Here is a 19,025-nt window from a genome sequence, read left to right on the forward strand (position 1 = left end):
AAAATACACATCCTTTGCTGTAATTTCCTGAAAATAATTATATAATAAGGTCAGGAAAATTACCAGTGAGATTAGGAAGAAAGGGAGCGTTCAATGAACATTAATGAAACAGAATTAAGAAAAAAACTGAACTTGGTCATCGAGAAGCTGCTGAATCTCGGCGGACCGGAGAATGAAAAAGAACTGGAAGAGACAGGCGGCGAGGCAATCGGATTTTTCAGACGTGATTTTGGTATTCGTGAATGGGACTGGCCTCAGGGTGTAGGTCTGTATGGTCTTCTGAAAATCATGCAGTACGAAAAAAACGATACATATAAAGAATTTCTTCATGACTGGTTTGTGGAGAATATGGAGCAGGGGCTTCCGTCAAGAAATATTAACACGACCACGCCTCTTCTGACTCTGTGTGAGCTGAATGAATACTATCATGATCCGAAATTCGAAGAGCTTTGCCTTGACTGGGCAGACTGGCTGATGACCTGCATTCCGAGGACAAAAGAAGGCGGATTCCAGCATGTGACCAGTGCTAACGGGGACCGTCAGGGCGTGCGGCTCAATGAAAATGAGATGTGGATCGATACCCTGTTTATGACAGTTCTGTTTTTGAATAAAATGGGACAGAAGTATCAGAATGCCGAATGGATCAATGAGGGAATCCATCAGGTTCTGATGCATATCAAATACCTTTATGATAAGAAAACCGGTCTGTTTTATCACGGATGGACATTCAAGGGCAACCATAACTTTGGCGGAATTTTCTGGTGCAGAGGCAACAGCTGGTTCACGCTGGGAATCCTTGACTATATCGATATGTTCAAGGGCACTCTGAATCCGGCTGTAAAAACAATCATTCTGGACTGTTACAAAGCACAGGTGGCGGCACTGAAAAAGCTTCAGAGTAAGAGCGGCCTGTGGCATACGGTGCTGACAGATCCGGACAGCTATGAAGAAGTCTCCGGAAGTGCAGCTATCACAGCAGGTATTCTCAAGGGTATCCGATACGGTATCCTGGATGATTCCTATCTGGAATGCGCGGAAAGAGCAATCCGCGGAATCCTGAAAAATATTGATAAAGACGGTACGGTTCTGAATGTTTCCGGCGGAACGGGAATGGGTATGAATGCAGAGCATTATAAGAATATCCTGATTGCGCCCATGGCTTATGGTCAGTCTCTGACGATCCTAGCACTTGCGGAAGCATTGCTGCATATATAATGAAAAGTCCCCTGCTTCCGGTGCGAACGGCACGAAGCAGAGGACTTTTTGTGAATACAGGATATTTTTAATTATAATACGGGATATCCTAATGCTCATATTGTGCATATTTCTTAGGGGAAATTCCAACAGCTTTTGTAAAAGTCTTCAAAAAGTTGCTGTAATCCCGGAAACCGCATTTCTCACAGGCTTCCATCACGGAACAGCCTTCTGTCAGGAGCTCTTTGGCATGAGTGATGCGTTTGGCTGTAATATAGCGGTTGATGGTGGTGCCTGTGGCATCTTTAAAAATCTTGCAGAGGTGGGAACTGCTGAGGTAAAAATACTCTGCAAGGTTTTTAATAGCCAGATCCTGAGTCAGGTTCTGATTAATGTATGACAGGATTTCATTGATCTGTGCATGGTAAGCAGCCGGCTCGACGGCGGGAACAGGCTGTTCGGAGCTTTTCCGGATAAAAATACGGTTCAGGAATGTCATCATTTCCAGAAAAACCGCATGATCCAGAATATCCTGCCCGTATTCCTCATCACTGCCAAGCTTGTGGATATAGTAAAGAAAACGTTTCTGTTCTTCTTCTGAAAGTGTAATTTTATGTCCAAAGGAAGTATTACGGCAGGTAAAACAGTGATTCAGATCTGTTTCCTCTGTACTGCATTTCTTCAGGTAATCCGGATAAATGGAAAGTACGACCCGCTCATGAGTCACACTGTCAATCTGGGAGAGATAATGACTCTCATACTGATTAATAAAAAACAGGTCGCCCGGTGCGAAATCGTAAAACCGGTTATCGATCAGAAACTGTTTGCCACCGGAAATGGAAAAATAAATTTCACAGCAGTCGTGAATATGGATATCCATGGGCTTTTCGTCATTATACAGATGGGCAGCAGCAAATGTCTGAGATTCCAGACAGGTTTGAATTGCTGTTTTGCAGGAATTACAGATTTTCATCAAAATCACCTCATTCATTATGTGGTTGTATTTTAACATAAATAAACCGGGAAAAACAGTCTGGAATATACGATTTTCATATGATACTATACGAAATAGATAATAACGGTTATTGCATCAGTGCAGGAGGATAAAAATATGCAGAACATTTTGGTTGTCGTAGATATGCAGAATGATTTTATTGACGGAGCGCTTGGAACAAAGGAAGCCGTCAGGATTGTTCCGGCTGTGGAAAAGAAAATCAGGGAATTTGACGGAACGGTTCTTTTTACAAGAGATACGCATGAAACATGGTATCTGGAAACGCAGGAAGGCAGGAATCTTCCGGTTCCACACTGCATCCGGGATACAGAAGGATGGCAGATCAGAAGTGAACTGGATGCCCTTCGGCAAACGCAGCCAATAGACAAAGAAACCTTTGGATCTACGGATCTGGCAGGGGAACTGGTTGCTATGAATGAAGATGAAGAGATCGGAAGTATTACATTTGTGGGATTGTGTACAGATATCTGCGTGATTTCCAATGCTCTTCTGGTAAAGGCCTCTCTGCCGGAAGTACCCATTTATGTGGATGCATCCTGCTGTGCCGGAGTGACGCCAGAAAGTCATGAAAACGCACTGAAAGCGATGGAAGCGTGCCAGATCCGGATTATTGGAAAATGACTGGTACATTGGAAAACAGAAAAGCCAGATGTATCAGTTATTTGATTTATGATGTAGTAGTTAAGCAGATAAAGAAAAACCTTACAAACCGTAAAAGCTGAAAAAAACTGTATGGAAAATACAGCGAAAAACGGTTGTGAGTTTTTTATAGAAAATCAAATAATAGAAAAGAAAATATATAGAAAAGAAAACATGGAGGAATACAAATGAAAATTGCGTTGATCAATGAAAACAGCCAGGCGGCCAAGAATGCAGAGATCTGTAAGGCACTGAAAAAAGTAGTGGAACCCATGGGACATGAGGTGTTTAACTATGGAATGTATACGGCAGAAGATGAATGCCAGCTCACCTATGTGCAGATCGGTATTCTGGCAGCAGTCCTTCTGAATTCCGGAGCAGCGGATTATGTGATTACAGGCTGCGGAACCGGCGAAGGAGCTATGCTTGCCTGCAATTCTTTCCCGGGAGTAATCTGCGGACATGTGGAAGACGCTCTGGATGCATATACCTTTGCTCAGATCAATGATGGAAATGCCATTGCGATTCCTTTTGCAAAAGGATTTGGATGGGGCGGGGATCTGAATCTGGAATATATTTTTGAAAAACTATATGTGGAAGAAAGCGGTCAGGGATATCCCAGAGAGCGTGCCGTACCGGAACAGAGAAATAAAAAGATCCTTGATGAAGTCAAAAAACACACGTATCGTGATCTTACGGAAATCCTGAAAGAACTGGATCCGGAACTGGTCAAAGGTGCTTTGAGCGGTGAAAAATTCAAGGAACTCTTCTATGCAAACTGTAAATGTGACAAAATTGCAGCAGCAGTGAAAGAAATTGTAGGAGAATAAAAAAACTCTGCTTTACCCGTGAACAGGGTAAAGCAGAGTTTTTTCACAGGCATCCATCATAGAGAAAGTTATTACTTTAACACGTTAATTTCATTGACGGGTGGTAAGGCAGCGTAGTATAATGGGGAGAAGTCATTTTTACGGAGGAGGAAAAGAGTTTTTATGACAGAAAAGAAAAAAAGAAAACTGGCAATGCCGGACACCCTGATCATTGTGGCGTCCGTAGTTCTTCTTGTGGCAATTCTTTCCTGGATTATTCCGTCTGGTACCTATGATTATCAGCAGATGGAAATTAACGGAAGAGTCAGAAATGTTGCCATTAATGGAACTTATCATGTAATTGACAAATCAGAGGTTACTACCACAGGATTCCTTGGATTTTTCAGTGTCCTGTATCGCGGATGTGTAGAAGCTGCAGATGTTATTTTTATGATTCTGTGCTGCTGCGGTACTTTTGGAGTTGTGGTAAAAACAGGTGCCTTTCATGCGGGAATCGGAACGATTCTGAAGAAACTGAAGGGCAGGGAAATTCTCCTGGTTCCGATTATTATGATGATCTTTGGACTGGGCGGTTCTGTTTTTGGTATGGCAAGTGAGTTTTACGGATTCTATCCGCTGATCGTTGGTCTTGGTGTGGCGCTTGGTTATGATGCCATGTTCGGATTTGCAATTATTGCGGTAGGAGAGTTTGTCGGTTTCATGGGCGCGACACTGAACCCGTATACGGTAGGTATCGCACAGACAATTGCCGGCGTAGAACTGTATTCCGGAACCGTTTACAGAGCCATCTGTCTTGTTGTATTTATGGTACTTTCCATTGCGTATGTTATGTGGTATGGAAAGAAAATCCGCAAAAATCCGGGAGCATCTGTGGTATTGGGCGAGAAAAACATTCATGCCTTTGACAGAGATGAATTAAATGAGTACAAATTTACCAGACAGGATGCTCTGGTGCTTCTGGATGTAGTTGTGGTACTGGTTGTTCTGATGTTCGGTCTGATCAAATGGGGATGGGATTTCCCGCAGCTCTGCGGTCTGTTCCTTCTGATGTCCATGATTGCGGCTGCCATCTGCAAATGGTCTCCGAATAAATGGTGTAAAGAATTTATTGACAGTGCCAAGACTGCTATGTGGGGATGCATTTTGACCGGTATTGCCAAGGCGATCACAGTCGTTATGCAGGATGCACAGATTATGGATACGGTAATTTATGGCCTGTCCAATCTTCTGAAGAACGCACCGCATGCGCTGTCTGCACAGTTTATGCTGATTGTTCAGACTTTGATCAATTTCTTCATCCCGTCTGCGACAGGTCAGGCATCTGCTACCATGCCGATTATGGCACAGCTGGCAGATATCATTGGTGTCAGCAGACAGACAGCCGTACTTGCATTCCAGTTTGGTGACGGATTGTCCAATATTTTCTGGCCGACAGCAGATATCGTGATTATTTGTGGTCTTGGCGGTATTTCTCTCCAGAAATGGTACAAATGGTTTACTCCGCTGTTCCTGATTCTGTTCGCAGCTCAGGCAGTGCTTCTGGGAATTGCCACAATGATTGGATTCTAAACGGAAAAAGCATATGATTGAGAAAAAAGGAAATCTGGTAAGAATCACGGATTTATCTTCGGATTTTATTATTGAACTGCGGTATGCATCTGAGGATAATTTCACCGGCGTGAAGGTTTATCAGTCAGAGGAATGCTGGATGGATGAACATACAGCACAGATATTGATGAAAGCGCAGGAACTTTTCCGGAAAGATGGATTCCGGATAAAAATATGGGATGCGTATCGTCCCATTCGTGCCCAGAAAAAATTCTGGGAGATCATGCCGAATGATGATTTTGTGGCACGGCCGCCGGATATGACAAAGATTCAGAAATTCAGACCGACGCATATGAATGGGATGTGTGTGGATGTAACTTTGACGGATCTGGAAGGAAACGAGATGGAAATGCCTTCGCCATTTGATACGATGGATGAGAAAGCTTCGCTGGAATGTCCGCTGCACTCAGCAGAAGGGCGTAAAAATGGAGAATATCTGAAACGTATCATGGAATCTGTGGGATTTCAGGCATATGAGTGTGAGTGGTGGCATTTCTACGATGTGTCTGCGGAGCCGGCACCATTTTCGGACTATGAAATTTAAGATTGTGCAGGGCAGTCCACATAATCTGATTAAGAGAAGCAAAACCGTGAAATGAATGGAATAAGAAAAAGGAAGGCGTAAGCTGTGTAATGTAGCTTACGCCTTTTTCAGAGTGCGCCTAGCGGCGCACGTTTCCAACAGGTGCAAGTCCTGAATCCACCCGGTAGTGGGAAGGATATAGCCGAAAGCAAGGGTGTCCATCGTGAGGTGGAATCTGAAGGAAGCTGGATGTGGGGAACATACTAACCCATGGGCAAATCTCTGGTCTGACGAACAGAAATCACATATGAGGTTATGCATGAGGGTAAGGCTGCAAGGAGTAACCAACACTGCAAGGTGTTGCTGAACACACAGAAGTCAGCAGAGGTCATAGTAGCCGAGAGGTGAAGGACCGAATCAGTAGGAGTCTTAAGTATGACCGAGAAAGGAGGAATGACCGACTATGACAGAAAACACAAACAGTGGCTGTTCGCAGAGAGATAGTGCGGAACATGAAGGGTATGCGAAAGCGTCAAGGTCATTTAATCGGATATGGAAAGAAAGAGACAGTGCACAGCCGAAGCTCTTGGAAGCGATTCTGTATAAGGATAATCTTAACAGAGCGTATAAAAGAGTGAAAGCAAACAAAGGGGCGGCGGGTATTGATGGAATGACCATTGAAGAAGCCTTGCCATACCTAAAGGAACATCAACAGGAGTTAATTAACCGAATACTTAGAGGAAGATATACTCCATCTCCAGTACGGAGAGTTGAGATTCCAAAACCAGACGGTGGTATGCGAAAGCTTGGCATACCAACAGTGATAGACCGTACAATCCAACAGGCGATAACGCAACAGTTAGTGCCAATCTATGAACCGCTGTTCGCTGAAAACAGTTATGGTTATCGCCCGAGCAGGAGCGCAAAGGATGCAATCGTGAAGGTTAAGGAGTATGCGGAGAAAGGCTACACGTATGCGGTGGTTCTTGATTTGTCCAAGTACTTCGATACCTTAAACCACGAAATTCTCATAATGATCTATAAGTCTGAAGGATGTGGAAGGCCGTACATATGAAGAGGCCTGTGATTCATTTCGTGACGTGATCGGGAAAGAAGCAATGCGTTTTCCTTTTCTGGAGACAAGCGGGAAGCTGACTGTTCAGCAGAGAAGCATGTATCAGGCACTGGTAAGCGTAGATCAGACGGGGCTTTTTACCATGTCAGACGGGGCATTAAAAACGAGTCTGCAGACACTTTCCCTGTTGCTTTCCACTCATTATGACGATAAGGTCATCATTCTTATCGATGAGTATGATGTGCCGCTTGATAAAGCATTTCGTGCGGGGTATTACGATAAGATGATATCATTGATCCGTAATATGTTCAGCAGCGTATTGAAGAGCAATAACAGTCTGCAGTTTGCAGTGATGACCGGCTGTATGCGCATTTCCAGGGAGAGTATTTTTACCGGACTGAATAATCTGAGAGTTCTGTCAATAACGGATGTCCGTTTTGATGAGTATTTTGGATTTATGGACAGAGAAGTGCAGGATCTTTTGGATTATTATGACCTGTCAGGCAGTTTTAACCTGATAAAAGTGTGGTATGATGGATATCAGTTTGGATGTACAGACGTATATTGTCCCTGGGATGTTTTAAATTACTGCGATCTGCTGCGGAGTAATCCAGAAGCACAGCCCCAGAATTACTGGACAAATACCAGCAGCAACGATGTGGTCAAACGGTTTATTCAGGAAATGGACAAAGGGCAGACAAAGCGGGAAATCGAGAGACTTATTGCAGGAGAAATCATTACAAAAGAAATTCACCAGGAATTGACGTATCAGGACATGTATACAACGATCGACAATTTGCGGAGTGTGCTTTTTACGACAGGACGGAGCATCTCTGGAAGCTTTCTGTACAGCATTGAAAGAAGGAGATGCTCTAAAAACCGAGGAGCAGTTTGGCACATATCTGAAGAAAACCATCAGTATTCGTGATACGTTCGCCTGGAAAGGAAAGAAGGAGAATTTTTATCATGGAATCCTTCTGAGAATTCTTGGTTTCAAAGATTCCTGGAGTGTCTTTTCAAATAGAGAATCCGGAGAAGGCTACAGTGATATCTGTGTAGAAATTGATGAGGAAGAAACCGGCATTATTATTGAAATAAAGTATTGCGATGATGGCAATCTGGATGCAGGATGTCAGGAGGTTTTGGAACAGATTGAGAAAAAGCAGTATAACGAACAGCTTCTGGAAGATGGAATGGAGAAAATTCTGAAATACGGAATCGCCTGCTATAAGAAACGATGCAGAGTGCGGATGGCAGATCAGAAGCGAACTGGATGCCCTTCGGCAAACGGAGCCTATTGATAAAGATACGTTTGGATCTACGGATCTGGCAGGAGAACTTCTTGTCATGAATGAAGAGGATGAAATCGGCGGTATTACTTTCGTGGGGCTGTGTACCGATATCTGCGTGATTTCCAATGCTCTTCTGGTAAAGGCATCTCTGCCGGAAGTTCCTATTTATGTGGATGCATCCTGTTGTGCCGGCGTGACACCCGAGAGCCACGAAAACGCACTGAAGGCCATGGAAATGTGTCAGATTCAGATTATTGGAAAATGAGCTGGAACTAATTGTATGCAGCTTTGCTAAAAATAAAAGACAGGAACTGTGAGAGCAGCTATTCTATGAAAATGGAGTAGCTGTTTTTATATTTCAGTTGACAAAAGAAAAACTCATGATATAATGTTTAAAAATAAATAATTAAAAATAAAACTATAAGGCGACGAAGATTTTGTAAGAAAAAGAAGAAAGGAATAAAGAATCTATGGAAGAATTATCCAGAAAACTCAATGGAGATATCGTAAAACTGACAAATGAAATTACGTACCACAGATATCTGATGAATAAAGGTCAGCTCCGGGATTTTTTTAAAGAATTGAGTATTGCGGAATACATTGCTCTGCACTATATTTCTCTGGACAGTGAAATGTCTGAGATTTATTCCGGCAGAACTTATCTCAAAGAACTGGCAGAAAAAATGCAGCTTTCCATCCGTCAGACTTCCAAGATGGTAGGAGATCTCCGAGACAGAGGCCTGATATTGTGGTCTCATGACGGCAATGGAAGTGAAGGCACCTACGTTACGATTACAGAAACAGGACAGAAACTGCTGGATGAACAGGAAGAAGTCCTGAAAAATTACTATGGAAGAGTTATCGAAAAATATGGCAAGGAAAACATGATTCAGCTGCTTTGCCTTATGAAACAGCTGGAGACAGTCATGAGCAGCACGATGGAGGAAATGGAAGAAGCAGGGAAAAACGGGAAGGAGAGAGAGGTGATTGATTATGCAGAGCTTACTTAATGAATATACCAGACAGCAGGAGGAAGTTTGCCGCAGAAATGATAACATTGCTCCCCGTCTGTATGAAGAATATGGAGTCAACCGTGGGCTCCGTGATGAGAATGGAAATGGAGTGCTGACAGGACTGACCAATATTTCCAAAATTGTTTCTTCGAAAATTGTGGATGGAAAGAAAGTTTCCTGTGACGGAGAACTCTGGTATCGCGGCTACAGAGTGGAACAACTCATCAGTGCTCTGGGCGAAGAGGAAATGGGATTTGAAAAAATTGCCTATCTGCTTCTGATGGGAGAACTGCCGGATAAAGAACAGGAGAAACAATTCCGTAATTTTATCGGTGGCTGCCGCACCTTACCTACGAATTTTACAAGAGATGTGATCATGAAGGCACCGACAGAAGATATTATGAATTCCATGACCAAGAGTATTCTGACCCTGGCATCTTATGATGAGAAAGCCAAGGATACCAGTGTCAGCAATTGTCTGCGTCAGTGCATCCAGCTTATCAGTGAATTCCCGCTTCTGGCAGTCTACGGTTATAATGCTTACATTCATTATGAAAAAAATGCCAGTATGTTTATCCATCATCCGGATCCTGCACTGTCTACAGCAGAGAACCTTCTGATGCTGATGCGTCCGGATCAGAAATATACAAAAACAGAAGCCAAAGTACTGGATACGGCACTGATCCTGCATATGGAACACGGCGGCGGAAATAATTCCACCTTTACGACCAGAGTGGTAACTTCTTCCGGTTCGGACACCTATTCGACCATTGCTGCAGCCATGTCTTCGCTGAAAGGCCCCAAACATGGTGGTGCCAATATCAAAGTCATGGAAATGATGGAGGATATCCGGAATCATGTCAGAGATTACGAAGATAAGGAAGAAGTGGCAGCATATCTGGAAAAAATCGTAGATAAAGAAGCTTTTGACAGGAAAGGGCTGGTCTACGGAATGGGGCATGCCATCTATTCCCTGTCTGATCCAAGAGAACGGGTATTCAAGCAGTATGTGGAAAAGCTTGCCCTGGAAAAAGGCAGAGAAGAAGACCTTCATCTGTACCAGAATATCGAAGAACTTGCCCCGAAGATCATTGCAGAGAAGCGTCATATCTTCAAAGGCGTCAGCCCGAATGTAGATTTTTACAGCGGTTTTGTTTATGATATGCTGGGAATTCCGGTAGAGCTGTATACCGCAATGTTTGCCATAGCCAGAATCGTCGGCTGGAGTGCACACCGGATCGAAGAACTGATCTGTACAGATAAGATTATCCGTCCGGCATATATGAGTGTGATGGAAGAAAAGTAAATTGTACATCGGAAAACAGACGAATCAGATGTATCAGTTATTTTGATTTATGATGTAGTCGTTAAGCAGATAAAGAAAACCTTACAAACCGTAAATGCTGAAATAAACTGTATGGAAAATACAGTGGAAAACGGTTGTGAGGTTTTTTCTTTTTATATAGAAAATCAAATAAAAAAGTCGAAAAAATAAACAAAAATATCGGAAAAATCCATTCCATTTTCTATGGAAATTCTATATAATTCCTTTAGGTTGTGGTTTTTCGTTGAAATATAGATTATTTTAAGTAAAGGAGAAAGAAAAATGGAATTTCAGGCAAAATGGATTCAGGCACCAGGCAAAGCAGAAGATGTGTGCCCGGTTTTCTGCAGAACATGGAAAAGTGCAGGAACTGTAAAAAAAGCAGAGCTTTATCTGACGGCGCTCGGTGTATACGAGGCAAGACTGAACGGCAGGCGGGTCAGTGAATATGTGCTGGCACCTGGCTGGACAGTATACGAAAAACGTCTTCAGTACCAGAAGTATGATGTAACGGAGATGCTGGAAGAAGAAAATGAATTGACTGTGACCGTTGGAAAAGGCTGGTTTTCCTCTCATATGCCCGGGTGGATGGAGTCCGAAGACAAAACCAGAAGAGCAAATCGTCCCATGGGAATTCTGGGAGAGCTTCATCTGGAATACGAGGATGGCAGCACAGCTGTGATTTCTACCGATGAAAACTGGACATGGGGAGAAAGCCCTGTCCGTTTCAGTGAAATTTATGACGGAGAAACTTATGATGCAACGGTTGCTGTGAAATGCGAGGCTCCGGCAGCAGAACTGGAATGGCCGAAAGAAATCCTGATTCCGCAGGAAGGTGAGGAAATCCACGAAAAGGAACGTGTCATGGCAGAGAAGGTGATCATTACTCCTGCCGGTGAGACCGTGATTGACTTTGGTCAGGAAGTGACCGGTTATGTGGAATTCACCGTAGATGCCAAAGAAGGCGATCAGGTTCAGATCCTTCACGGAGAAGTGCTGGATCAGAACGGTAATTTCTACAATGCCAATTACCGAAGTGCAAAGGCAGAGATCAATTATACCTGTCGTGATGGTGTGCAGACCTGGCATCCGATGCTGACTTTCTTTGGATTCCGTTACATTAAGCTTGCGAAATTCCCGGGAGAGGTCAGACCGGAACAGTTTACGGCAATTGTAGTTTACTCAGATATTCAGAAAACCGGTTCCTTAAGCTGCGGAAGACCGGAAGTAAATCAGCTGTTCTCTAATATTTTCTGGGGACAGAAAGGCAATTTCCTGGATGTTCCTACCGATTGCCCGCAGAGAGACGAGCGTCTTGGATGGACCGGTGATGCACAGGCATTTATCAAAACAGCAAGTTATAATTATGATGTGGAAAAATTCTTCAAAAAATGGCTTCATGATATGGCAGCTGCTCAGAGAGCAGACGGCGGAATCGGACAGGTTATTCCGGATTATCTGCCGGATGGCAATCCAAGTGCTGCCTGGGGAGATGCGGCAACTATCTGTCCGTGGCAGATTTATCTTACTTATGGAAACAAAGAAGTGCTTGCAGACCAGTTTGACTGTATGAAAAACTGGGTGGATTATATTACCGGTTCTACTACTACGGAATATCTGTGGACAGGCGGTGAACATTTCGGTGACTGGCTTGGACTGGATGCTCCGTCCGGCAGCTACAAGGGTTCCAGCCGGGACGATTTTATTGCCACTGCGTATTATGCGTATTCCACAGAACTGGTGATCAAAGCGGGAAAAGTTCTGGGTAAGGATGTATCTGCATATGAAGCACTGTATGCAAATATTGTAAAAGCTTTCCGTGAACACTATCCGGAATACAGGACTCAGACAGAACATGTTCTGGCAATTCATTTCCGTCTTGCAGAAGATCCGCAGAAAACAGCAGATGCCCTTGCGGAAATGGTGATCAGGGATGGAAGCCAGATTATGACAGGTTTTGTAGGAACTGCTTATATTCTTCATGCACTGAGTGATTATGGATATTCCGAACTGGCTTATACCTTGTTCCTGAGAAGAAAATATCCATCCTGGCTCTTCTCTGTAGATCAGGGTGCCACAACGATTTGGGAACACTGGGATGGCATCATGGAAAATGGAGAATTCTGGAGTACGGACATGAATTCCTTCAACCATTATGCATATGGTGCTGTTGCAGACTGGGTATACGAAAAAGCAGCAGGTATCTGCCAGCTGGAAGAAACTCCTGGTTTTGAGAAAGTTAAAATTCAGCCAATGCCTGACAAACGTCTTGGATGGCTGGATGCATCCATCAATACCAGACACGGAAAAATCAGTTCCAGATGGGCTTATGTTGGAGAAAAAGTACGTTACGACATCACTACAGCAGTTCCGGCAAGAATTGTGATCGGTGAGAAGGACGTTTGTGTGGAACCTGGTGAATATACTTTCTGGAGTTGAAATGATGAAAAAACAGGCAGTAAATCCGTATCTGCCGGGATATGAATATATTCCGGACGGGGAACCTTATGTTTTTGGTGACCGTGTGTATGTTTACGGTTCTCATGATAAATTTAACGGCGAAGTATTCTGCATGAATGATTATGTATGCTGGTCTGCCCCGGTGGATGAACTGGGAAACTGGCGGTACGAGGGTGTGATCTACAAAAAGACACAGGATCCCAGGAATCCGGACGGAAGCATGTACATGTATGCACCGGATATCGCGCAGGGAAGAGATGGACGATATTATCTTTATTACACGCTGGAAATGCTGGGTGTGATGTCTGTAGCTGTGGGAGACAGCCCGGTTGGTCCGTTTTCCTATTATGGAGAAATTCATTATCCGGATGGAACAGTCGTGGGAGAAGAAAAAGGGGACGTGTATCAGTTTGATCCGGGAGTACTGGTGGATGATGATGGAAGAGTTTATCTGTACACCGGATTCGGACCGGATATCGACCGCCCGGAGGGAACTTTCATCAAAGGCAGAAGTTATGCGGGATGCTATTGCATCGAACTGGAATCGGATATGATTACAGTAAAAGAAAAACCAGTCTGTGTCATTCCGCAGGTGTTCCATGAAAAGGGAACCGGTTTTGAGAATCATGCTTTTTTTGAGGCAAGTTCGATACGGAAAATCAATGGAATCTACTATCTGGTATATTCGTCTTTCCAGTCCCATGAGCTTTGTTATGCGGTAAGCAAATATCCGAACAGGGATTTTACTTATGGCGGAACGATTGTATCCAACGGGGATATCGGACTGGAAAACTGGACGATGGAAAAGCCGGATAATTATATCGGGAATAACCACGGTGGTATGGTCGAGATAAATGGGCAGTGGTATATCTTTTATCATCGTCAGACCAATCGTCATTCCTATTCCAGACAGGGATGTGCGGAACCCCTTTCTTTTGATGAAAAGGGGCGGATTCCGCAGGTGGAAATGACAAGCTGCGGTCTGAATGGCGGCCCGCTGAAAGGAAAAGGACGATACAGTGCTGCGATTGCCTGCAATCTGATGAGCAAGGATGGAGCAGGGCATGTGGCACTGATCCGGGATTATTCCGGACATCCTTATTTTACCCAGACAGGTGCCGACAGGGAAGAAAAGGATGATCAGTATATTGCCAACATGCAGGATGGAGCTGTGGCTGGATTTAAGTATTTTGATCTTCGTGACACGGGAGAAATTTGTCTGGAGCTTTCCGGAAACGGAGAAGGAGAGATGCAGATCAGCACCAGACTCGATGGAGAACCTGTTGTACGAATCCCGGTAGATGCCGGAAAGAAACATTTGTCGGGAAAACTGACAATTCCAGCGGGAAAGACAGCGTTATTTTTCCGGTTTGTCGGAAGCGGTTCCGTGAACTTCCATGGATTTGAACTGATAGAAAGAAAATAAAGTAAAGTTAAATAAATGATACGAAGTGCCTGTGATTGCAATAAAGATAAATTGTTGGGATTACAGGCACTTTCATGTATAAATAAAAAATTTCTGAATTGTGTTTGAAAATTGCTTTACAATACAGACATTTCATATCTCAGGAAAGTTCTTTGCGTCTTCCTGGGATATAAAATGCCCTCCTCCAGGATCTTACTGAGAAGGTGAGGAATATATTGTTGAAGTAATCTGCTGCAGGCGTAGAATTCTATAAAAGCAGGATTCTGTCCTGTATCGCAGGACAATTTTTCAGTGTACAGAACTACAGAAAAGAAAAGTCAGGGATGGACAGAAGAAACAAAATCCGTATAATAGTAAGAGAAAATACGATTATGATAAGGGAAAGGAAAAGGTTTTATGAAGAGAGAAAGTTTTCAGTCGCGTCTTGGTTTTATTCTGGTAAGTGCCGGATGTGCGATCGGAATCGGCAATGTATGGCGTTTTCCTTATGTGGCAGGACAGAACGGCGGCGGTATTTTTGTACTGTTTTATCTTGTCTTTCTGCTGTGCATGGGAGTGCCGGTCCTGACGATGGAGCTGGCGGTAGGACGTGCAGGAAGAAGCAGTGCTGTGAAGAGTTATAAAGCACTGGAAAAAACGGGACAGAAGTGGCATATTCACGGCTGGTTCTGCCTGATTGGCTGTTATCTGCTGATGATGTATTATACGACGGTATCCGGATGGATGCTGAGTTATTTTGTGAAATTTGCAACCGGTCACTTTTCAAAGGGAATGGATGCAGATGCTGTAGGATCTGTGTTCGGAAACCTTCTGGCAGCTCCCGGAGAAATGGGATTCTGGATGGCAGTTACCGTTCTGGCAGGATTTCTTGTCAATAGCTTTGGTCTTCAGAAAGGACTGGAGCGGATTACAAAAGTGATGATGTCTGCGCTTTTGTGTCTGATCGTGGTTCTGGCTGTTCACAGTTTTATGCTGGAAGGAGCCGGAGAGGGAATCCGTTTTTATCTGTTTCCGGATATTTCCAAGGCAGTGGATACAGGAATCGGCAATGTGATCACAGCGGCTATGAATCAGGCATTTTTTACTCTGAGTCTTGGTATCGGTGCGATGGAAATCTTCGGAAGCTATATGCCAAAAGGAAATACCCTTGCCGGAGAGGCGGTACGTATCAGTATTCTGGACACGTTTGTGGCAATGATGGCAGGTCTGATTATTTTTCCTGCATGTTTTTCCTACGGTGTACAGCCGGATGCGGGGCCGTCACTGATCTTTGTGACTCTGCCGAATGTGTTTGTGAATATGGCAGGAGGGCGTATCTGGGGAACATTATTTTTCCTGTTTATGACATTCGCAAGCTTTTCGACAGTCATTGCCGTGTTTGAGAATTTACTGGCAAACTGCATGGATAATTTTGGATGGAGCCGCAAAAAGGCATCTGTATTGAACTGTGTTGCTGTATTTATTGCCAGCATTCCCTGCGTACTGGGATATAATGTCTGGAGCAATCTGCATCTGATCGGCGGCAGAGACGTTCTTGACAGCGAAGATTTTCTGGTGAGCAATCTTCTGCTTCCATTGGGGTCACTGATTTTCCTGCTGTTCTGTGTTTCCAGATGGGGATGGGGATTTGACCGGTATCTGGAAGAAGCCAATACAGGAAATGGCCTGAAAATCTCCCGAAAGCTGAAATGGTATTTCCAGTTTGTACTGCCGGTTTTGATTGTAATCATTCTGATCCAGGGACTGTGATCAGTGGGGATCAGTGGGGACGGAGTTTTCTGGCTGTGGTAATCAGTGAGGGATTTTTTAATTTGCTGGAGCTATTTTCCGCATCCCCAATGGGGCTTTATGATTGTTTTTGTGTAAAACAGAGAGTGTCAGGAAAGTATAATGTCAGGAGGGTATAAAAGATGCAGGAGAATCCTTTTGCTTACGGATTTCATAGCATTCCGGAATACAATTACGAAAATTATATTTTGTATGAAAATAACAGGGAGGCTGTTTCAGATTCACGGGAATACATATCGGAGGACAGCTCATGGCCATTGTTTTATCTGTATGGATCAGTGGGCTTGGGGAAAACCTGCCTGGCACATGCAATGGTGAATCTGTTTCTGGAAAATAATCCACACGCATCTGTCAGATATACAAAGATTGAAACGTTAGTTAGTGAACTGATTGGTGCGCTTTATGAGGAAAACCGGGGAAAGCAGGGGGAAATACAACGGCTTTCTGACCGATATGGCTGTGAGACAGACTTTCTGATACTGGATGACATTCAGTATCTGGAGGGCAAAAGCGGAACTGGAGAATTTATTTCGGAAATCCTGAAACAGCGTCTGGACTCAGGAAGAAAAACGGTAATCATCAGCGATCGGACGATGGAATGCCAGGTGCAAAAGATTCCGGCATTTTCGGAAAGTCTGCGAAAATGCCATTGCGCAGAAATAAAGAAGCCGGACGAAGGAGAAAGGCTGGATATTCTCCGGAAGCTGTCAGAGAAGGATCCCGTTCTGAAAAATCATGAATTCAGAACGGAAACTCTGGAGATAATTGCGTCTGAAAGTAACGGAGATATCAGAAGCCTTCGTGGAAGTCTTTTGAAACTGGCAGCCTATGATTTGCTGATGCAGGGATAACAGGATAAAGAACAACAAGATAAAGGATAAAGAATAACAGGATAAAGAACAACAAGATAAAGGATAAAGAATAACAGGATAAAGAACAACAAGATAAAGGATAACAGAATAACAGCCTGCAAATAAAAGAAAGTATAAGAGAGGATGAGTGCAATGCTGGAAGTTGGAACAAAAGCGCCGGATTTTGAATTGCCGGACCAGAATGGAAATGTGCATAAATTATCAGATTATCGTGGAAAGAAAGTGATTTTATATTTTTATCCGAAGGATAATACACCGGGCTGTACCAAACAGGCGTGCGGTTATTCGGAAAGATATCCTCTGTTCGTGGAAAAAGGGGCAGTTGTACTTGGAGTGAGCAAAGATTCCGTAGCATCTCATAAACGATTTGAGGAAAAGCAGAATCTTGGATTTACCATTCTGTCAGACCCGGAGCGCAGTGTGATTGAAGCCTATGATGTCTGGAAAGAAAAGAAAAATTACGGAAAGGTATCCATGGGTGTGGTGCGCACGACGTATCTGGTTGATGAAGAGGGAATCATCATCAGGGCGAATGATAAGGTGAAAGCTGCCGATGATGCGGAAAAGATGCTGAAGGAGCTGGATTAATGAGGATTATTTTATCTCCTGCGAAAAAAATGAAGGAAGATACAGATTCCCTGGCGCCTGTCGGACTGCCGGTGTATCTGGAGCAGACAACTGAAATCTTATCCTGGCTGCGAGGGCAGTCCCGTGAGAATCTGCAGAAATTATGGAAGTGCAACGATAAGATCGCAGAGCAGAATTTCAGACGCCTGGAGCAGATGGATCTTTATGGACGACTGACACCGGCAATCCTGTCATACGAGGGAATTGCGTATCAGTATATGGCACCTGCGGTATTTGAAGAAGAGCAGCTTGCTTATGTACAGAAAAACCTCCGGATTTTGTCTGCATTTTATGGTGTTCTGAAACCAATGGACGGTGTAACGCCATACCGCCTGGAGATGCAGGCCAAAGCGTCCATCAACGGACAGAAGGATCTCTATGCGTTATGGGACAGACGGCTGTATGAGGAAGTGAGAGATGACAGCGGCATCATTATCAACCTTGCTTCAAAGGAATACTCCAGATGTGTAGAGAAATACCTGACAGATGCAAACCGGTATATTACAGTGGTTTTCTGCGAAAAATCCGGTGACAGGCTGGTGACCAAAGGTACATATGCAAAGATGGCCAGGGGTGAAATGGTGCGCTATATGGCTGAGAATCAAATAGAAAATCCGGAAGAGATACAGAACTTTGACCGATTGGGCTACATATTCCGGCCGGATTTGTCATCAGACAAAGAATATCTGTTTGAAAGAATTCATTGACAAAACATGGATGTATAAAAAATGATGAGCAAAATTCTTTTTGAGACATTGCGGCTTTTTTCTGTAGATTTAGTACATGAGGATAACTTGACAGTTGTATCCATTGGAGAGTACAATGAAAACTGCAATACGGAGATTATATATGGATGAGTTCCGTTATTTAGCCTGTGGGAAGGGGATGATTTTATGCTTAAAGTTTTTTTAGGAGACTTGAAAGATGAGATTTATAATCCACCCATTTATTTTGACAATCAATACGAAGACGAATGGATTACAGATGCTTTGTCCAGACAAATGATTCTGGATATTGATAAATCTGATGTCATATCCAGTCATATAATAGAAAGCCCGTATTTAGGCGCTATTACACCAAAGGAATTATCTGGCGGAGTAAAGACTTTGATTCTTATGGCAAATGATGAGAGCGGCAGTATCTTTAATGCAACGGCATGTGGTGATAATTGTGCCAAATGGATACTTGAAATTGCAAACAGGAAGGATCTTATTATCACGTTGCATCATGGCATGAGATTCGGGGAGGGGCCTTTTGAAATCATGATTTTGAATACTGGAAGGGTGGTACACAATCGACAGGAATGGCTGGATGTTGTGTATGATTATGTGTGAGGTGA

At 43.6% G+C, this 19,025-nt stretch carries 17 protein-coding genes and 2 pseudogenes; 18 read left to right on the plus strand and 1 reads right to left on the minus strand.

The annotated features are described in order from the left end of the window. The first annotated feature begins 93 nt into the window (after window positions 1-93). Window positions 94-1,215 carry a glycoside hydrolase family 88/105 protein gene (locus ACTNEW_RS00455; protein ID WP_441056697.1) on the plus strand — a complete coding sequence of 374 codons (1,122 nt, stop codon included), beginning with the start codon at window positions 94-96 and terminating at the stop codon, window positions 1,213-1,215. Between the two features lie 88 nt (window positions 1,216-1,303). Here the strand turns inward: ACTNEW_RS00455 and ACTNEW_RS00460 are convergent, their stop codons facing one another. Then, window positions 1,304-2,167 (minus strand): AraC family transcriptional regulator, encoded by an 864-nt coding sequence (locus ACTNEW_RS00460; RefSeq protein ID WP_441056702.1) that lies wholly within the window; start codon window positions 2,165-2,167, stop codon window positions 1,304-1,306. Window positions 2,168-2,305: 138 nt separating this feature from the next. On the opposite strand from ACTNEW_RS00460, the gene ACTNEW_RS00465 reads away from it, so the two are divergent. From ACTNEW_RS00465 to ACTNEW_RS00545, 17 genes and pseudogenes are all read left to right on the plus strand, one after another. After that, entirely contained in the window at window positions 2,306-2,830 is a 525-nt protein-coding gene (locus ACTNEW_RS00465; RefSeq protein ID WP_441056704.1) for a cysteine hydrolase family protein, read from the plus strand. 206 nt (window positions 2,831-3,036) lie between these two features. Next, window positions 3,037-3,678 (plus strand): RpiB/LacA/LacB family sugar-phosphate isomerase, encoded by a 642-nt coding sequence (locus ACTNEW_RS00470; protein ID WP_441056706.1) that lies wholly within the window; start codon window positions 3,037-3,039, stop codon window positions 3,676-3,678. Window positions 3,679-3,840: 162 nt separating this feature from the next. Continuing rightward, window positions 3,841-5,247, plus strand: a complete 1,407-nt coding sequence (locus ACTNEW_RS00475; RefSeq protein ID WP_441056708.1) for a YfcC family protein — start codon at window positions 3,841-3,843, stop codon at window positions 5,245-5,247. Window positions 5,248-5,260: 13 nt separating this feature from the next. Then, window positions 5,261-5,830, plus strand: coding sequence for a M15 family metallopeptidase (locus ACTNEW_RS00480; protein WP_441056710.1), 570 nt, complete (start codon window positions 5,261-5,263; stop codon window positions 5,828-5,830). Window positions 5,831-6,272: 442 nt separating this feature from the next. Beyond that, window positions 6,273-6,854: pseudogene (locus tag ACTNEW_RS00485) on the plus strand (reverse transcriptase domain-containing protein); the annotation flags it as partial. 10 nt (window positions 6,855-6,864) lie between these two features. Next, a complete protein-coding gene (locus tag ACTNEW_RS00490; protein WP_441056712.1) occupies window positions 6,865-7,812 on the plus strand; it encodes an AAA family ATPase in 948 nt (315 codons plus the stop codon). Further along, entirely contained in the window at window positions 7,739-8,185 is a 447-nt protein-coding gene (locus tag ACTNEW_RS00495; RefSeq protein WP_441056714.1) for a PD-(D/E)XK nuclease domain-containing protein, read from the plus strand. The genes ACTNEW_RS00490 and ACTNEW_RS00495 overlap by 74 nt, the downstream gene beginning before the upstream one ends. Further along, window positions 8,133-8,441: pseudogene (locus ACTNEW_RS00500) on the plus strand (cysteine hydrolase family protein); the annotation flags it as partial. The gene ACTNEW_RS00495 and the pseudogene ACTNEW_RS00500, both read left to right, overlap by 53 nt. Before the next feature lie 205 nt (window positions 8,442-8,646). Then, window positions 8,647-9,186 (plus strand): hypothetical protein, encoded by a 540-nt coding sequence (locus tag ACTNEW_RS00505; protein WP_441056716.1) that lies wholly within the window; start codon window positions 8,647-8,649, stop codon window positions 9,184-9,186. Next, window positions 9,170-10,495 (plus strand): citrate/2-methylcitrate synthase, encoded by a 1,326-nt coding sequence (locus tag ACTNEW_RS00510; RefSeq protein ID WP_441056718.1) that lies wholly within the window; start codon window positions 9,170-9,172, stop codon window positions 10,493-10,495. The genes ACTNEW_RS00505 and ACTNEW_RS00510 overlap by 17 nt, the downstream gene beginning before the upstream one ends. Before the next feature lie 300 nt (window positions 10,496-10,795). Next, window positions 10,796-12,952, plus strand: coding sequence for a family 78 glycoside hydrolase catalytic domain (locus ACTNEW_RS00515; RefSeq protein WP_441056720.1), 2,157 nt, complete (start codon window positions 10,796-10,798; stop codon window positions 12,950-12,952). A gap of 1 nt (window position 12,953) precedes the next feature. Further along, the gene (locus ACTNEW_RS00520) at window positions 12,954-14,399 is read left to right on the plus strand and encodes a family 43 glycosylhydrolase (protein ID WP_441056722.1); all 1,446 of its coding nucleotides are present in this window, start codon (window positions 12,954-12,956) and stop codon (window positions 14,397-14,399) included. Window positions 14,400-14,795: 396 nt separating this feature from the next. Further along, the gene (locus ACTNEW_RS00525; protein ID WP_441056724.1) at window positions 14,796-16,148 is read left to right on the plus strand and encodes a sodium-dependent transporter; all 1,353 of its coding nucleotides are present in this window, start codon (window positions 14,796-14,798) and stop codon (window positions 16,146-16,148) included. A gap of 161 nt (window positions 16,149-16,309) precedes the next feature. Beyond that, window positions 16,310-17,038, plus strand: coding sequence for a DnaA ATPase domain-containing protein (locus ACTNEW_RS00530; protein WP_441056726.1), 729 nt, complete (start codon window positions 16,310-16,312; stop codon window positions 17,036-17,038). Between the two features lie 153 nt (window positions 17,039-17,191). Continuing rightward, the gene (gene bcp / locus ACTNEW_RS00535; protein WP_441056727.1) at window positions 17,192-17,647 is read left to right on the plus strand and encodes a thioredoxin-dependent thiol peroxidase; all 456 of its coding nucleotides are present in this window, start codon (window positions 17,192-17,194) and stop codon (window positions 17,645-17,647) included. After that, window positions 17,647-18,393 (plus strand): peroxide stress protein YaaA, encoded by a 747-nt coding sequence (gene yaaA, locus ACTNEW_RS00540; RefSeq protein WP_441056729.1) that lies wholly within the window; start codon window positions 17,647-17,649, stop codon window positions 18,391-18,393. The genes bcp and yaaA overlap by 1 nt, the downstream gene beginning before the upstream one ends. Window positions 18,394-18,579: 186 nt before the next feature. Beyond that, window positions 18,580-19,020, plus strand: a complete 441-nt coding sequence (locus ACTNEW_RS00545) for a DUF4869 domain-containing protein (RefSeq protein WP_441056731.1) — start codon at window positions 18,580-18,582, stop codon at window positions 19,018-19,020. The last annotated feature ends 5 nt before the right edge of the window (window positions 19,021-19,025 follow it).

The sequence above is a fragment of the Blautia sp. HCP3S3_G3 genome (genome assembly GCF_052063365.1).
Taxonomy (GTDB): Bacteria; Bacillota; Clostridia; order Lachnospirales; family Lachnospiraceae; genus Blautia_A.